This is a genomic window from Arthrobacter sp. LAPM80 (genome assembly GCF_046736435.1).
GTDB lineage: Bacteria > Actinomycetota > Actinomycetes > Actinomycetales > Micrococcaceae > Specibacter.
The window spans coordinates 54,465-68,928 of record NZ_JBCHVD010000014.1 but is presented as its reverse complement, the minus strand read 5'-3'; the positions used below and the strand labels follow the sequence as shown (position 1 = coordinate 68,928).

The 14,464-nt window shown below is 59.5% G+C and carries 14 protein-coding genes and 1 pseudogene; 4 read left to right on the top strand and 11 right to left on the bottom strand.

The window, feature by feature from the left end:
• Positions 1–21: 21 nt before the first annotated feature.
• Positions 22–279, bottom strand: a complete 258-nt coding sequence (locus AAGW05_RS13970; RefSeq protein WP_186760291.1) for a metal-sensitive transcriptional regulator — start codon at positions 277–279, stop codon at positions 22–24.
• A gap of 190 nt (positions 280–469) precedes the next feature.
• Between AAGW05_RS13970 and AAGW05_RS13965 the strand changes: the two genes are divergently transcribed.
• Positions 470–1,870, top strand: a complete 1,401-nt coding sequence (locus AAGW05_RS13965) for an MBL fold metallo-hydrolase (protein WP_411805161.1) — start codon at positions 470–472, stop codon at positions 1,868–1,870.
• Positions 1,871–2,071: 201 nt separating this feature from the next.
• Positions 2,072–3,271 carry an MFS transporter gene (locus tag AAGW05_RS13960; RefSeq protein ID WP_411805190.1) on the top strand — a complete coding sequence of 400 codons (1,200 nt, stop codon included), beginning with the start codon at positions 2,072–2,074 and terminating at the stop codon, positions 3,269–3,271.
• A 571-nt stretch (positions 3,272–3,842) separates the two neighbouring features.
• Here AAGW05_RS13960 and AAGW05_RS13955 read toward each other — a convergent pair.
• The 3 genes from AAGW05_RS13955 to AAGW05_RS13945 all read right to left on the bottom strand — a co-directional run bounded on the left by AAGW05_RS13955 (position 3,843) and on the right by AAGW05_RS13945 (position 5,673).
• Positions 3,843–4,607, bottom strand: coding sequence for a sulfite exporter TauE/SafE family protein (locus AAGW05_RS13955; protein WP_411805160.1), 765 nt, complete (start codon positions 4,605–4,607; stop codon positions 3,843–3,845).
• A complete protein-coding gene (locus AAGW05_RS13950) occupies positions 4,604–5,212 on the bottom strand; it encodes a rhodanese-like domain-containing protein (RefSeq protein ID WP_411805159.1) in 609 nt (202 codons plus the stop codon). Before AAGW05_RS13950 ends, AAGW05_RS13955 begins: the two co-directional genes overlap by 4 nt.
• Positions 5,213–5,370: 158 nt before the next feature.
• Entirely contained in the window at positions 5,371–5,673 is a 303-nt protein-coding gene (locus AAGW05_RS13945; protein WP_411805158.1) for a rhodanese-like domain-containing protein, read from the bottom strand.
• A gap of 674 nt (positions 5,674–6,347) precedes the next feature.
• On the opposite strand from AAGW05_RS13945, the pseudogene AAGW05_RS13940 reads away from it, so the two are divergent.
• Both AAGW05_RS13940 and AAGW05_RS13935 read left to right on the top strand, forming a co-directional pair.
• A pseudogene (locus AAGW05_RS13940) lies at positions 6,348–6,714 on the top strand (thioredoxin family protein).
• A gap of 359 nt (positions 6,715–7,073) precedes the next feature.
• Positions 7,074–7,778 (top strand): IS30 family transposase, encoded by a 705-nt coding sequence (locus AAGW05_RS13935; protein ID WP_411805157.1) that lies wholly within the window; start codon positions 7,074–7,076, stop codon positions 7,776–7,778.
• 269 nt (positions 7,779–8,047) lie between these two features.
• Here AAGW05_RS13935 and AAGW05_RS13930 read toward each other — a convergent pair whose 3' ends face one another.
• From AAGW05_RS13930 to AAGW05_RS13900, 7 genes are all read right to left on the bottom strand, one after another.
• Positions 8,048–8,515: a hypothetical protein gene (locus AAGW05_RS13930; RefSeq protein WP_411805156.1), complete on the bottom strand. Its 468-nt coding sequence runs from the start codon at positions 8,513–8,515 to the stop codon at positions 8,048–8,050.
• A gap of 299 nt (positions 8,516–8,814) precedes the next feature.
• Positions 8,815–9,198 (bottom strand): hypothetical protein, encoded by a 384-nt coding sequence (locus AAGW05_RS13925; protein WP_411805155.1) that lies wholly within the window; start codon positions 9,196–9,198, stop codon positions 8,815–8,817.
• A gap of 1,188 nt (positions 9,199–10,386) precedes the next feature.
• On the bottom strand, positions 10,387–11,058 hold the full coding sequence (locus AAGW05_RS13920) for a hypothetical protein (protein ID WP_411805154.1): 672 nt from the start codon (positions 11,056–11,058) through the stop codon (positions 10,387–10,389).
• A 115-nt stretch (positions 11,059–11,173) separates the two neighbouring features.
• Entirely contained in the window at positions 11,174–11,869 is a 696-nt protein-coding gene (locus AAGW05_RS13915; protein WP_411805153.1) for a helix-turn-helix domain-containing protein, read from the bottom strand.
• Between the two features lie 984 nt (positions 11,870–12,853).
• Positions 12,854–13,147: a transposase gene (locus AAGW05_RS13910; protein WP_411805152.1), complete on the bottom strand. Its 294-nt coding sequence runs from the start codon at positions 13,145–13,147 to the stop codon at positions 12,854–12,856.
• A 199-nt stretch (positions 13,148–13,346) separates the two neighbouring features.
• On the bottom strand, positions 13,347–13,829 hold the full coding sequence (locus tag AAGW05_RS13905; RefSeq protein WP_411805151.1) for a GIY-YIG nuclease family protein: 483 nt from the start codon (positions 13,827–13,829) through the stop codon (positions 13,347–13,349).
• Positions 13,830–13,980: 151 nt separating this feature from the next.
• A complete protein-coding gene (locus AAGW05_RS13900) occupies positions 13,981–14,196 on the bottom strand; it encodes a hypothetical protein (RefSeq protein WP_411805150.1) in 216 nt (71 codons plus the stop codon).
• Between the last annotated feature and the right edge of the window lie 268 nt (positions 14,197–14,464).

Genomic DNA, 14,464 nt, shown 5'->3' with positions numbered 1-14,464 from the left:
TTTTGGTGTGGTTGTTGCGGCTCAGGCGAGGGACAGGAAAAGTTTTTCGAGGTCTTTCTTGTTCATGCTGGCATCCTCTTTGGTGATGCACTGCTCCAGGCCGGTGGCGATGATGGCGAATCCTGCCCGGTCCAACGCCTTGGAGACAGCTGCCAGCTGCGTGACGATGTCTTTGCAGTCCCGGCCCTCTTCGAGCATGCGGGTGACGGCGGCGAGTTGGCCCTGGGCGCGCTTGAGGCGGTTGATAATCGGGGTGATTTCTGTTGAATCAAGTTCCATGGTGGGCTCCAAAGCTCGGTACGTATTTTCTACATTGTATACCCAGGGGGTATAAAGGCTAACGGGCACGCGCCCGCACCCGGGCGGTTTCGCCCCGCTTGCAAGATACCCCATGGGGTATTACCGTTGTGAATAGAGGAACGGAGAATCCCTCCCGGGAAATCCCCACCGCCCAACGAAGGAGAGCCCCATGCTTATCGAGCGCATTTACGACGAAGATCTATCCCAGGCCAGCTACCTGATCGGCTGCCAAGCCAAGGGTGAAGCACTCGTTGTCGACCCCCGACGTGACATCGCCGTGTACCAGTCCCTGGCTGCAGCGAACGGAATGAGAATTGTGGCGGTCACCGAAACCCACATTCATGCGGATTTCCTCTCCGGTACCCGCGAACTGGCCGCCGCGACCGGAGCCACCGCGTACGTCTCCGGTGAGGGCGGGACGGACTGGCAGTACGGTTTCGAGGCCGAACGCCTCAATGATAATGACGAGATCACCCTCGGGAACATCACCGTCAAGGCCCTACACACCCCGGGGCACACCCCCGAGCACCTATCCTTTTTGATCACCGACGGCGCGTTCGCGGACACCCCGGGATACCTGCTCTCCGGTGACTTCGTGTTCTCCGGAGATCTGGGCCGGCCGGACCTGCTCGACGAGGCGGCCGGCGGCGTTGATACCCGCTTCGCCGGCGCCAAGCAGCTCTTCACGAGCCTGCGAGAGAAGTTCCTGACCCTGCCGGATCACGTCCAGGTCCACCCCGGCCACGGTGCCGGCAGCGCCTGCGGCAAGGCCCTGGGTGCGATCCCGTCCTCCACGGTCGGCTACGAGCGTCTCTACGCCTGGTGGGGCCCGTATCTCGCGGCCAACGACGAGGAAGGTTTCATCAACGAACTCCTCGACGGCCAGCCTGACGCCCATGCTTACTTCGCCCGGATGAAGCGCGAAAACCGGGAAGGGCCTGCCGTGATGGGCGCACGCGCCCAGCTGGCAGAACTTGCCACGGCCGACGTCGTCCGCGACCTTTCCCAGGACGCGGTGACGTTTGTTGACACCCGCTCCAACGCTGAGGTCCACGAAGGCACGGTTGCCCGGTCTCTAAACATCCCGGCCGGGAAGTCCACCGCAAGCTTCGGTGCGTGGGTTGTGAATCCTGAAACGGACACCAACCCACTCGTGCTCCTGGCCCCTAGCCAGGCTGCCGCGCAGGAGATGTGGGACCATCTGGTTCGGGTTGGCATCGACACTGTCGCCGGCTACGTCACTAGCATCGAGGGCCTGCCTACCAGCACCCCGCAGCTCATCCAGTCTGAAGAACTGGACAGTTTCGACGCAGCGATGATCCTGGATGTCCGCAACCGCACCGAACACGCCGCCGGTCACATCCCTGGCTCCCACCAGCTCAGCGGCGGCCGCCTCATGTGGCACTTGGACGAGTTGCCGGCGGAGGGAACCATCGTGTCCTACTGCCAGAGCGGGGTCCGGAACTCGGTAGCGGCGTCCGCCCTGCGCCGGGCCGGCTACGACGTCGTCGAACTCGACGGCAGCTACGCCGCCTGGCAGCAGGAACGCGAAGCTGTGCCCAGCAACTGAGACTGTCAGTACCTGAATTAAACGATTGACAGCGTTGGCGGCGGTCGGGTGTCCCGACCGCCGCCAACGCATGTCCAAAAGAGCTGGAGTTCCAAGATGTCGCCCCGCAGCAACCCGTCACCGCAAGACCGCACCGTGCGGCGCGAACACCCTCAAGGCACCGCTGTCACGCTGGGGCTGCGTCAGAACCTGGCCCAGTTCATGCTCCTGGTGGCCGTCAACGCCCTTGTCGGCGGAACCCTCGGCCAGGAACGGACGGTGCTGCCCCTGCTGGCGGACCAGGTCTTCCACTTGGACCTTTACACATCCGCGCTGACGTACATCCTGGCCTTCGGGCTGGCCAAAGCCGGAACGAATTACTTCGCTGGCACCCTTTCCGATCGCTACGGTCGAAAGCCTGTCCTCGTTACCGGCTGGTTCATCGCCATCCCCGTCCCACTGCTACTGATTCTGGGACCTTCCTGGGGCTGGATCGTGGCCGCTAACGTGATCCTGGGCATCAGCCAGGGCCTAACCTGGTCCACCACCGTGATGATGAAGATGGACCTCGTCGGACCCTCACGTCGCGGCTTGGCCATGGGCCTGAACGAAGCGGCCGGCTACCTCGGCGTTGCCGCCACAGCACTGGCCACCGGCTACATTGCAGCCAACTATGGGCTCCGTCCGGGACCGTTCCTACTCGGCGCCGCCTACATCGCCCTGGGCCTGGGCCTTTCCGTTTTGTCCGTGAAGGAAACCCATCACCATGCCCAACTGGAAGCCGCCAACCACACCGTGGCCCATCCCAGTGCACGTGCGGATCTGAGCAATCGGCAGGTCTTCACGCTGACCAGCTTCCGGGACAAATCCCTGTCCTCGGTCAGCCAGGCCGGCATGGTGAACAACCTCAACGACGGCCTCGCCTGGGGGCTGTTCCCCGTCCTGTTCGCGTCCGCCGGACTGAGCATCGAGCGCATCGGTATCCTAGCGGCCGTTTACCCAGCTGTCTGGGGTGCGGGCCAGCTCGTCACAGGCGCCCTGTCAGACAGGTACGGACGCAAACCCCTGATCGTGGGCGGCATGCTCGTCCAGGGTGTAGCCCTGGGAATGGTTGCCCTCGGGCAAGACTTCGGGATCTGGCTCGCTGCCGCCGTGCTGCTGGGCGCGGGCACCGCCATGGTCTACCCCACCCTGCTGGCCGCGATCGGTGACGTCGCCCACCCAGCCTGGCGCGCACGCTCCGTCGGAATCTACCGACTCTGGCGCGACGGCGGATTCGCCGTCGGCGCCCTGGTCGCCGGTATCCTCGCGGACGCCTACGGCATCCCAGCGGCGGTCGCCGTCGTTGGCGCCGTCACCGTACTGTCGGGAATCCTCGTGGCTGTCCGGATGCGTGGCACCGACCACAAACCTGCCCTCTAGCGGCCTGCTTCCGGGAAAGGTACGCGTTGGCCCAGATGCAACAACCCAACAACGCTGATCCCTCACAAAGTGCACTTACCGGTCCCCCATCCAGCCTGTCTGGGCATACCGATCACCCCTTCTGCGCGGTCCCCGGTTCGGCTTAACAACGGGCTGGTGCATGACTTGCGCTCTCTTTTGGCGTACTCGCGTCACACCCCACCCGGCGCATTGGGGTGCCAGTGCGGCGGGTGAAGTATTTTAGAGAACACTCAATACCCCATGGGGTATACTGATGGGACAATCCATCCAGACGAAGGAGCAAGCAGATGTGCCGTGCAGTGACATGTAAAAAGTGCCAGAAGACGACGTGGGCCGGCTGTGGCCAGCACGTTGACCAGGTCATGCGCGGGGTTCCCGCCTCCCAGCGCTGTCGCGGTCACGAGCAGGAAAAGTCGGCTGGCAAGGGCTTCTTCGCGAAGCTGTTCGGACGGTAAATCCGCCCTAACGGAACCCAGAAACAGCTGTTGGAACAAAGGAAGAGCCGGAGGACATGTCCTCCGGCTCTTCCTTTGTCTCCTTGCCGTGTATCTCAGGAGAGTAGTGCCTGTAGTGCGACGTAGGCGGCGATCACCAGGACGAGGATGGCAAAGCCGCGTTTGAGGGCCTTGTCCGGGATTCTGGTGCCGATCCGTCCGGCCACGAGTGAGGCAGCCATCGCGGTTACGGCGAAGGCTGCCGTGACTGTCCAGTCGATCTGTAGGTCTCCGAGATGGGCGGCGAAGCCGGCAGCTGAGTTGATAACGATAATGACCAGGGACGTCCCAACCGTCAGTGCCATGGGGAGTCCGAGCACCAGGGTGAGTGCCGGGACGATCAAGAAGCCGCCACCGACCCCGAGCAGGCCGGTGAGGAATCCGACGACGGCACCGGTGGCGATTGCCTTGGGAAGGCAGCTGCGCCAGTTGATCCCGCCGCCGGGCAGCGCGCAGGCACCTCCAGCACTAGTGGTGGGCATGAGCATCCGGATGCCGGCGAAGACCATGATGACGGCAAAGGTCAGCAGCAGGATTTTAGGGTCCAGGAGACGGTTGACTGCCGCTCCGAGGTACGCCGTCGCAGTTCCGGCGGCGCCGATGATCAGCGCCAGGCGCCAGTTCACTCCGTTGCGGAGCCGGGGCAGCACCGCGACGGCGGAGGAAGCACCGACAACGACCAGCGACGTCGGGATTGCCGCGGCAAGCGGCAGCCCCACGCCGTAGACCAGGGCGGGCACGGCGAGGATGGATCCGCCGCCTCCGACCAGGCCCAGCAGTGCGCCGACGATCAGCCCAAACGCGGCCGCGGTTACGATCATTCCCGCGCGCTCAGGTTCTGTAGCGCTTGGTGGGCGGTGGGCTCGTTAACGGAGCGGTTCCACGGCATCTTGGAGAGCATCTGTCCCATGGCGCAACTGTTCGTTGCAGCAGAGAATGTCAGTCCGGCCCCGATCCCGCCAGCGATCAGGCCCAGCTTCGGGGAGACGAATTTCGCCGCGACGATGCTGGCGAGCACCAGGGAGCCGGCGGTCATCCGAACCTGGCGCTCCAGAGCCCACGGTCCACTGCCACGGACAACTTTTCCGCCAGCAGCGGCGTAGGCGGGGACTCCTCCGGAGAGGACACTGGCACCGGCCAGGCCGACGGAATCAAGGTGTTTGCGGGCCTGCTCTGCCCGGTTGCCCGTCTGGCAGACAAGCACCACACGCGTGCCCATCTTCGCAGCGAACTCTTCCGCGTGCTCGCTGAGCATCGCCAGTGGCACATGATAGGAGCCCACTATGTGCAGGGAATCAAACTCTGCGCCATTGCGCACATCAACGATCATCAGATCTTCATGGTTGTCTTCCCAGAACTTCAAGGTTGAGGCATCGATGGACTGAGGAGGGGAATCAATGGTGCTGGTCGTCTTCAAGGAAGTCATGATCTCTTTCGGTCTATTGTGGAGCATTTCAGGTGGCGGCCCCGCGTTTGCGCGAAGCCGCCATCCACCGTCCAATTGGCCATGTCGGGGACAGGATCCGGGAAAGTGGAAGTCCGGGCGGCACGTGGGGACATGCCGCCCGGAAGGTCTGGTGGGGGTCAGCTGACGGGGAAGCCTGCGGCTGTCCAATCGAGCATCCCGCCCGGCACGGTGTAGGCGGTGAAGCCAGCGGCTGTGAGCTGGTCCGCGGCCGCAGCACTGCGGGCTCCGCTGCGACATATGGCGATGACGGGACGGGACATATCCAGGTCCTTGAGGCGCTCTGGCAGTTCGCCCAGGGCGATGTGCTTCGCGCCGGGGATCATGCCGTCGGCGACTTCCTCTGGTTCGCGGACATCAACAATCTGGGCGTCGTAGCCGCCCTTGAGCTGTTCCGCGAGCTGCTGTGGGGTGATTTCCATGGGGTGGACCTTTCGATAGTCCAGGGCTTTCGCCCTGTAATGAAGTGAACTTATAAGAAGGGAACTTAGTGGCTCCTCCGGGAGGAGACAGGTGCATGCTCAGGTCAAGAGCATGCAAAGTGGGCGGATGTCTGCCAGCGGCGGTCGTTGGCACCATCCCGGACCTCACCGCTTCTGACGCTTGGACGTCCGCAGGCGCTGGGAGACAGTCGCGGATCGCCGTCGAGATCACTTTCAATATGCCTTAACCAGGGCCACTTGGGTGGTTGCCAGCTAGGTGACTACGTTGCTGCTCTCAGTCCCGGATGCGATGCCGGCAATCAACTGGAAGGGTGCCCCTGGTCGCGATAGAGGCGGGGACGGTTTGGTATCTTCCGACATCGGGGCCAGATTGGTGCTCCTGGAAGTTGACGGTCGAGGCCATCCTGACTTGCCACCACTCTGGTCAGTGACCGAGTGACCCTTACAGCACCCCTCGGTGACACCCCCATGACATTGACCGCATCGCAGTCTTCCCTAGTAACGCTCTTCATTACTGGTGTCCTTTCGCGATGCTCAAGAGCCGGATGGGCGTCTTCTTCTCCCATCCTAATACCCCCACGGGTATTTATGTGAAACTGCACAGCCCGCTTCTAGCCTTCAATGATATACCCCATAGGGTATAAAGCTCTGTCATGGCAACTATCGATATTTGGGAAAAGATTTTCAACGACACCATCAGCGGCACATACATCGTGCTGGTGAACTTCTGGGCAGCCTGGTGTGGGCCCTGCCGGATGTTCGCCCCCCACTTTCAGCAAAATATCCGAGATCCATGCGGACATTGTCTTCGCGAAGGTGGACACCGAGGCCGAGCCCGGACTCTCCGTCGCCGCCCGCATCACCTCCATTCCTACCCTGATGGCCTTCCAGGAAGGGATCCTCGTCTTCTCCCAACCGGGAGCCATGAACGCAGCCGGACTCGAACAGCTCATCAGCAGCATCAAGGAACTGGACATGGAAGAAGTGCGGGCAGAAATGGCCGCCGCTACGGTCTCGTAGGAAACCACCGGGCCCACACCCCGGCCCTCGAGCCTGATAATCGCCCAGCTGAGACGACGAGAAACCTTTAGGAGAAGCAAGCCCTTCATCACAGCTTCCGGCAGCGCAAAGCTGGCCCTCATGGCCCTGGATCCGGCGGTATCTAGCCGGTACGCGTCGAGTACCGAGGCGTTGGCCGGCCGGCCGGGCCCTTACTTCAAGGCCACTCCTGACACGGTTTCCTCGGGATGGCCGTGGTGGCTGTCGTCGTCTGCACCGCACAGATCGCCGCCACCGGCCGGCATTGACCGGGGAGGAGTCCACGCGCAGCTGATCTCCCTCTCACTGAACGGCATGGTGACTGTCACCGTGGCCACCTGGTGCAATGCCCTGATTGTTGCAGTCGGGGCGCTTCTGAAAGGTTTGGTGGCTGGCAGTTATTCTGGAATCCGTTGCCGACGAGCTCAACGGCCGCCCCCGCGCCGTCTCAGGATTCTTCACGCCACGCGAAGTATTCACCAAGCTACTTAACGACAATGTTGCTAAGACGGCTTGGCACCACCGCCAGCGTTGAGACCATGACGAAATCACCCGACGCCGAAGGCCGCACCGTCTCCCATGAGGCCATTTACCGGTGGATTTACGCCCTGCCCAAAGGTGAGCTGGCGAAGTCCGGGATCCTGCTCCAGTCAAAACGCACGAAGCGCAAATCGGTGAAGCCGCTGGGTGAGCGCACGGGCGGGAGGATCATCGGGATGGCCAGCATCGACGACCGTCCAGAAGCGGCATCTGATCGTCGTGTTCCTGGATCGTGGGAGGGGGATCTCATGGTCGGCAAGGGAGGCAAGAGCGATATCGCGACCCTGGTGGAGCGGCACAGCAGGTTCTTGATCATGCTGGGCCTGCCGGAGGGCAAGAAGGCCGACGGGCTCGCGGATGTGCTGATCGATCGGGTCAATGATCTGCCGGCGCTGATGCGCGGTTCCCTGACCTGGGACCAGGGCACAGAGATGGCCCGCCACGCCCAATTGACACTGGCCACAGACCTGCCGGTCTACTTCGCCCACCCGCATTCACCGTGGTAGCGGCCCTCGAATGAGAACACCAACGGACTCATCCGGGAGTACCTGCCCAAGGGCATCGAACTGACCAGTCACCAGCCCTACCTAGACTCCATCGCCGACGAACTCAACGACCGGCCCCGCGCAGTCCTGGGACTCCTGACACCACGGGAAGTATTCACCAAGCTACTCAACGACAATGTTGCTAAGACGGCTTGACACCGCCACCGGCTGTGACCTTGAAAGAAAGCCGACAAGGTATGTCAAAGCTGCTGATACTAATCTCTTGCACGCTAGCGGGAGTTGGCGCCGTAGAGCTTGAGCACGGCTTTCAGATCGCGATCCCCAACATGAATTTCTTGTTCAGAGACAACGGCGATGGGGTCGGCCGACAGTCCCAGGTCGCGGCGCCTGAGCCAATACGCCCAGCACTTACTTGTTCCATATTTCGAGTGGAACTTGATGCCATCGGCATAGCCGCCGTCGTCTAGGACCTGCTCTCGAATCCACTCGGCAATCATGGTGGTCGCCAGGCGGTTGTTGCCGGTGAATGTGCCCAGGGTAATTTCAGGCTCACCGATCCTGGCCAAGGCCACACCGAGCTCCCGGTTGAGTGCAGCGATGGAGGCAGCGTCCGTGAGATCAACCCATTGGGCGGTGGATGGCACTTGGAGCTTGTACATGAGCCGGCCATCGCGCCAACTGGCGGGAAGCCAGCCGGGGACCATATTGCCATTGGCAACCCAGTCTTCCTCGACCATGTGTTGTGCTTCAGCCAGTGTTTTCCCGAAGTGTTCAGCAGCAAAAGCAATTGCAGAACGAAACTCGGCGCTGAGTCGGATAGGCGCCAAAGTCTCCAAGAAAGCTATGCGCCTCGTATCAGCAATATAGACAGTCGACCCAGCAGTATCGAAGCGAGACCAAGCAGCACGATCCTCTGCCCCGAGAGGCATCGACGTGTGCGGGAGCGGCGACAGGGCTCCATAGGAACTCTTGGCGATCCGCCATCCCACCAGCGGCTGCGTTACAACAGTGAGGCCGGTGGTGTTACATACGCGCTTCATCCAGCGAAACTATCCTCGATCATTGCCTGAGCGGCCGTCATGACCTTTCTTGATTCCAGGTTGCTGATCGCTTCAATGGGTGAAATCTCATCCAACCAAGGGTTCGCGCCGATGAACCACAATCTTGCAACGTGCTCACCTTCGTTCGCGGACACAGCAGTCCACGCCCTGTGGGCCAGCAACAGTCTTTGCACTGCCTCTGGTCGGGGTTCGGGACCGTTTTCACGGGCCCACTTGTAGCTAACCCGAGGATCTTTACTTCCCGTAAGAGCCGCCACCAAGGTTGCCCCCAGCGCTCCGTTGAGTTGCCTCACGACTTCACGGATCCCAAGACGCGCAGTTCCTGCGAACCCTGCATTCGTAATATTTGCAATGCTCATAATTGTCCTAGTCGTAGTAGTGGTATGCCCAGTCTACCTCTCCAAAGGAGTCTTAATCCAATAAAAAACCACCAATAATCCAAAGTAAAGACAATGACTCTTATGCTCGGTGCCCCAGCTGCGTCCCTCGCGTCGTGACGGGCTAACGATCTCTTGCGCCGGCCCGCACAGCGGCAGAAATGGCTGACCTGAAACGCGGGGTTCCCATGGCGAACATTGGCGAATGCCCGTATCACGGCAGTTTAGTCGCAGATCCCGAATCCACTTTGGCTTGCTTGCCTACGTGAGATCTAACCGACGAGATACGGGGTATTGAGGTCGTAATTCCCGGCGGTGCCTTGCCTAGAACATCCGCGCCACCAGAGGAAAGCCACTCCTGAAACAGCTGAGTCCCCTGCCGCTTCTGACGCCAGAATGCCCCTCATCAACGTCAGCTATTGAGTACCCATGCGGCGCAATGACAACAAACGAGAAGATGGCGACGGCTTCTTCTCCACCGGCGCCGAGGGAATTGCCGACCTTGCCTGATCCAGGCAAGGCACGTCATAAGCCGAAAGGTCCGGACAAAAGCGCGGAACCGCTCCAGCCAAAGGGGAAAACGGGCTTCAATCTGGAGGGTTTGTGGAGGGTTAAGTTGAAAATGACCCCTAAAAGGGGCCATTTTCGTACCTAAAAACCGCGTGTTTCCGGGCTTTCTGGGCCCCCTATCGGATTCGAACCGATGACCCCCGCTTGCGTAACAGGGGTCCATTCGAGGTTGCCAATAGGCCTCTTTGACCTGTTCCTGCATGAAGTGATTGCAACAATGCAAGATACTAAATAGTCGCTGTTGCGTCTTCAAAAGTATGAGTTCTGTATGACGTGGTGGGAACGCCCATCAGACTGGTTCACGACCACGAACATAGCCAATTAGCCACCCAAGCTGTGCTTCTCATTTTACTCCTGCTTCTTCGCGGATAGCCTTTAAACCACAAATTTCACGGAACGGATCTTCAGCGCTTCTACGCGGGAATTTGCTGACCGTCACACCTGACGCTGATCTTGGGCGCCTTGCGGCCCTCGATCGCATCGGGTCGGATAGGTGTGACGGCCACGCCACTCAAACGTGGCTTGATTCGCGGGACGGTTCACGATTTGCGGCCAGCTTTACGAGGTGACCGACAAGACGAGATGGCTTCGTAGGCTGACTCAGGTCGGGCCTCCCAATCGGCTGATCGGAGGCAGCCCAGGCAGTTTGTCGACGGTTGCCAGGATTCGCAGTACGTCTTGTGCAGCTTGTCGGTTTGACTCTTCCAGCTGCATCCATCCGTGGTGCGTCGGAGACTCGAGCGCAGCAAACAGGGCGTTGAACCTCTGCCTATCAGAGCCATGACGCGCCTCGACGATGGCGTAGGGATCTTTGATACATGCGCACAGCACGGCTGCGTCGTCCAAGTGCCGGCCACGATCACGTGAATCCGTCATGTAGGCAGCACCTTTAAGAACCAGTGCGCCGTGCAGGTCGGGGATGCTCAGTCGAGTCTCGGCGCCATCATCGCCAGTGATCACCACGTTTACTGTGCGCTGGAGAGCCTGGGTACCGCCCTCGATCCGGAACGGCTCCCTGCCGGCCATCCTCGTAATGTTCCGCGGCGCCGTGTGGTCTGCGATCATGACGTCGACCTGCTGCTTACCGCGAAGGAAGCGGTGGGCTGGTGCGTCCTTGTTCAGGGAGTGCTCGATCTCGTAGCCCAATGCCCGGAGGGCATGTTGCATCTTGGGAGCAGTAGTTGCTTCCGTCTCGATGTGCAGCACCATGTCCACGTCCGGGGTGGCTCGGCTAACCGGAAGGCCAGCTGCTGTTGCGTGTAGCTGAACCATGAGTCCTCCGACCAGTGTCCACTGTTCGGAAGGGATCGCGGCGGCCAACTCCATGCATTGCGGCCAAGGTGACGTCCACCCTCCGGCTGGCGCGTCAATAGTCCAGGTTTCGCGTTCAACCACCATTAGCTTCTTTCCACTGTGTGAAGATCTTTTCGAGCATGTTTTTACCGGCGGCCCGCTCCCGGGAGTTCAGTGATTCCATAAGGTCGACGGCGATGACAGCATCTGGCGTACCCGGCCCCTCGAAGGCATATCCGTCATCGACGATGTGCACGATGATATTCCCGGCAGGGTCCTCCACCAAAGACAGTCCGTTGACAATCATCGGCGCCCTGACCGAGTCGACGTAACCTTCCAGAATATCGGTCCGTCCAGCGGCAAGCCCGAAACGCTCCGCAACCACTGAATCGTTCAGGGCCGTCGTCCCCGTAGGCAGGAAGTAGTCTGCGGCACGAGGGATGCCAGCGGGCGCAATGCGGTAGCGCTTCACTTCGTCTTTGGTGCCCACGGCGGCGGCCAGTTCGGCGGGATCCATGATTTTGAGGCGCTGCTTGATACGATACCGGGCCGTCGCGTCAATCCATCCGGGGGTTCCGCCTTCGATGATATTGAGCGCAGCCCAGGCCGTCGCGGCATTCCAGCTGCGCCCCTTCAGGGTGCGCCGGTTCTTATACCGTTGGACTGATGCACTGTCGATGAGGATCGAGCGTCCAGCGCGGCCAGCGACGAGCAGACTTCCATTCTTCAGGAGTTTATGGACCATAGCCCGTGTGGCCGCCAGCTCTTGGGCAGCTTCCTCTGTGGTCATCCACGATTGAAACATACGCATAATGGTATACCATCATCAACCATTATGAATAGATGTATTAGTGCACAACGATCTACCAATACGCCCATACCTAAGCAAGGCAGCCCCCAGCCATGGGCGGCACCATAGAAGGGAAACATGATCGCATGCCCCATCCACGCCGGCACACATCAAGAAAACGTTCCCAGAGTGGTCGCCTCTCAGAACAAGAGACGTAGATCGGAGCTTTCATCCCCGTGGCACCAAGGCCAGGCTATCCACCCGATCAGACTCACTCAAAATACGTCGGCATCGTGATCAGGTACTTCATTCGAACCGAAACAGCCTGCGTTGGAGGATCGGAATTCCAGCAGTGCGCAAACATCAACGAACTATATAACCGCAAGTCAGAGCATGTTGAGAACTAATAAACGATCGTCAGTTATCAACGCTTATGAACCCCGCTCTCCTGCATAGGGGCGATTCTGAGCTGCCAATAGGCCGTTTTGGTCTTTTCCTGTATGGGCTACTTGCAACAACGAGTGATACTAAGTAATCTCCACTTTGCACTGATTTGGATGAGTTTTGTATGACGTGGTAGGAACTCCTGCGACTGATGAACGACCTCTGGGCATGGCCAACCAGCCACCAAAGTTGCGCTTCTTATTTTACTCTTGATTAATTCCGGGTGACGGGGTGTTGCTAGTTCCGGTTCAGCCCAAATTGCCTTGTGAGGAGGGTCCGCTTCTAGTGGGCCTCGCCTGCGTCGTCTTCCGCAGTCGACGCAAGTGGACTGAAGACCTGCAAGATGCTGAACTGGAAGTATTGCCGGTGAGTAATGGGCGGCATGGATCAGGGCTATCAGGACTTCGTCCTCGATCTGCCGGGCGCTGGGACTGCGTCCTCGCCAGGCATAATATCCAGACGTTGATACGCCCAGCTGGGTGCACATGAACTTGACATCGAATTCTTTGGAATCAGCCCAGTCCGCGATCGCAGCAAAAATCACTGCTGGCCTTTCGCGAACCAGGTCGATACTTTTTTTGCGAAATCCAGCTGCATTTCAAGTTTCGCGTTTTCAGTGCGCAAACGCTGCAATTCAGCCCGTTCGGACTCGGTCAAAGGTTTCTCCACCGTGGCGACCTTATCCGGCTGGTCCTTCTTCACCCATTTCCTCACGGTCGTATCACTAATATCAAGCTTCTTCGCGACTTCCGCGACTGAATAGCCGCCGTCGGTAATCAACGCTACCGCGTCACGCTTGTACTCATCGGTAAAGCTCCTGCGAGTGGAACCCATAAAAGTAGTCTCCTACAATCGGGAACCCGAGCAAACCCCAACCGTGTCCACCAAACCGGGGACGCTCCAAAGGATGAGTTTTGTATGACGTGGTGGGAACTCCCGCCCGACTGCGGCACGGCCTCGAGCATGACCAATCAACCACCAATGCTATGCCTACCATTTTACTCTTGATTCACTCAGGGGGACGGTGGCACTGCTAGTTCCGATTTAGTCCAAACTGCCGTGTGAGGAGGGTCCGCTTGTAGTGGGCTTCGGCTGCGTCCACTTCCGCAGTTGATGCACCCGGACTGAAGACCCGCAAGATACTGAACTGGAAGTATTGCCGGTGAGTAAAGTCGAGTTTGTTCAATTCGCTAAGTGCCACATTGCCACCATGGCCTGTTTTCGCATACTCGCTCCAGCGGCCCAGGATGCGCTGGGCGCCGTCAGCGTTCCCAACGTAAAGGTGTTCAGTCTTTGTGTCAGCTATCAGGTAAATGCTCTGGACAGAACTTAGCGCCTGGCGCCAGCGCTCATAGCGCGAGTCGTCCACGACCGCCACGAGTTCACTGAAAGAGAGCACCACCTGATCGAAACTAGGGAAAGGCTCAGGGCGGGCATCAGCGATCTTCGTGATCAGGAACCCAACTGCGCTACTTGCTGACTTTGCCCAGCCCAGTTCACCGTGTCCTTTGACCATTCGACTACCAACCGGTCTTCAAGGTCTCTGAGGAACGTAGACGGCTGAATTTCAATGCAACGCAAAGCCTCTGTCCGCATGTCTGCTAGCTCCCCGTGGTTTTCATATGCATGAAGGAACCGTGCGCGGCGTCCGCCAGCGGCGATGAAATTCAACCAGTATTTAGGCGGCTTGTTCCCAATCTTGTTCTGAATTCCTTGCCAGCGTACATACTCATGTATTTTTCCGGCCTGAGGTCTGCTGGGCCAGTCAGCCCGTCAGGGTTGTAGGTATGGCGAAGAAGCAAGACCTCTTGTCGGTCAACTCCTGATGCATCAATGAGGTCATCAAAAGCTAGCCGTCCGGTGAATGGTGTTGGTGCTTTCATTTGGCTGATTTTAGCGCCCGCCATCAAAACAGATGTGCCGCACCAACATTCACAAGCACTGAAGACGATGGTGAACGGGTCCGGCCAAGTTCCAAGTGTTACTACTTTCGATCGGCCAACCCGAGTAGCGCCCGCCCATATTTGCAACAGTAAAGGGCCCAGTAAATTTACCCGTCGAGAGCCCTGGTTGAGAGCATTGCTGCGAGGTGCCGGCAGGTTTCTTCACAAGCGCCAGCCTAGCTACCAAGTGCGGCAAACCCGCCTTATA

Bases quoted from the DNA above. Each gene is read 5' to 3' on its own strand.
- AAGW05_RS13970 (WP_186760291.1), bottom strand. From the start codon at position 279: ATGGAACTTGATTCAACAGAAATCACCCCGATTATCAACCGCCTCAAG.
- AAGW05_RS13965 (WP_411805161.1), top strand. From the start codon at position 470: ATGCTTATCGAGCGCATTTACGACGAAGATCTATCCCAGGCCAGCTAC.
- AAGW05_RS13960 (WP_411805190.1), top strand. From the start codon at position 2,072: ATGCTCCTGGTGGCCGTCAACGCCCTTGTCGGCGGAACCCTCGGCCAG.
- AAGW05_RS13955 (WP_411805160.1), bottom strand. From the start codon at position 4,607: ATGATCGTAACCGCGGCCGCGTTTGGGCTGATCGTCGGCGCACTGCTG.
- AAGW05_RS13950 (WP_411805159.1), bottom strand. From the start codon at position 5,212: ATGACTTCCTTGAAGACGACCAGCACCATTGATTCCCCTCCTCAGTCC.
- AAGW05_RS13945 (WP_411805158.1), bottom strand. From the start codon at position 5,673: ATGGAAATCACCCCACAGCAGCTCGCGGAACAGCTCAAGGGCGGCTAC.
- AAGW05_RS13930 (WP_411805156.1), bottom strand. From the start codon at position 8,515: ATGGTCGAGGAAGACTGGGTTGCCAATGGCAATATGGTCCCCGGCTGG.
- AAGW05_RS13925 (WP_411805155.1), bottom strand. From the start codon at position 9,198: ATGAGCATTGCAAATATTACGAATGCAGGGTTCGCAGGAACTGCGCGT.
- AAGW05_RS13920 (WP_411805154.1), bottom strand. From the start codon at position 11,058: ATGGTTCAGCTACACGCAACAGCAGCTGGCCTTCCGGTTAGCCGAGCC.
- AAGW05_RS13915 (WP_411805153.1), bottom strand. From the start codon at position 11,869: ATGACCACAGAGGAAGCTGCCCAAGAGCTGGCGGCCACACGGGCTATG.
- AAGW05_RS13910 (WP_411805152.1), bottom strand. From the start codon at position 13,147: ATGGGTTCCACTCGCAGGAGCTTTACCGATGAGTACAAGCGTGACGCG.
- AAGW05_RS13905 (WP_411805151.1), bottom strand. From the start codon at position 13,829: ATGGTCAAAGGACACGGTGAACTGGGCTGGGCAAAGTCAGCAAGTAGC.
- AAGW05_RS13900 (WP_411805150.1), bottom strand. From the start codon at position 14,196: ATGAAAGCACCAACACCATTCACCGGACGGCTAGCTTTTGATGACCTC.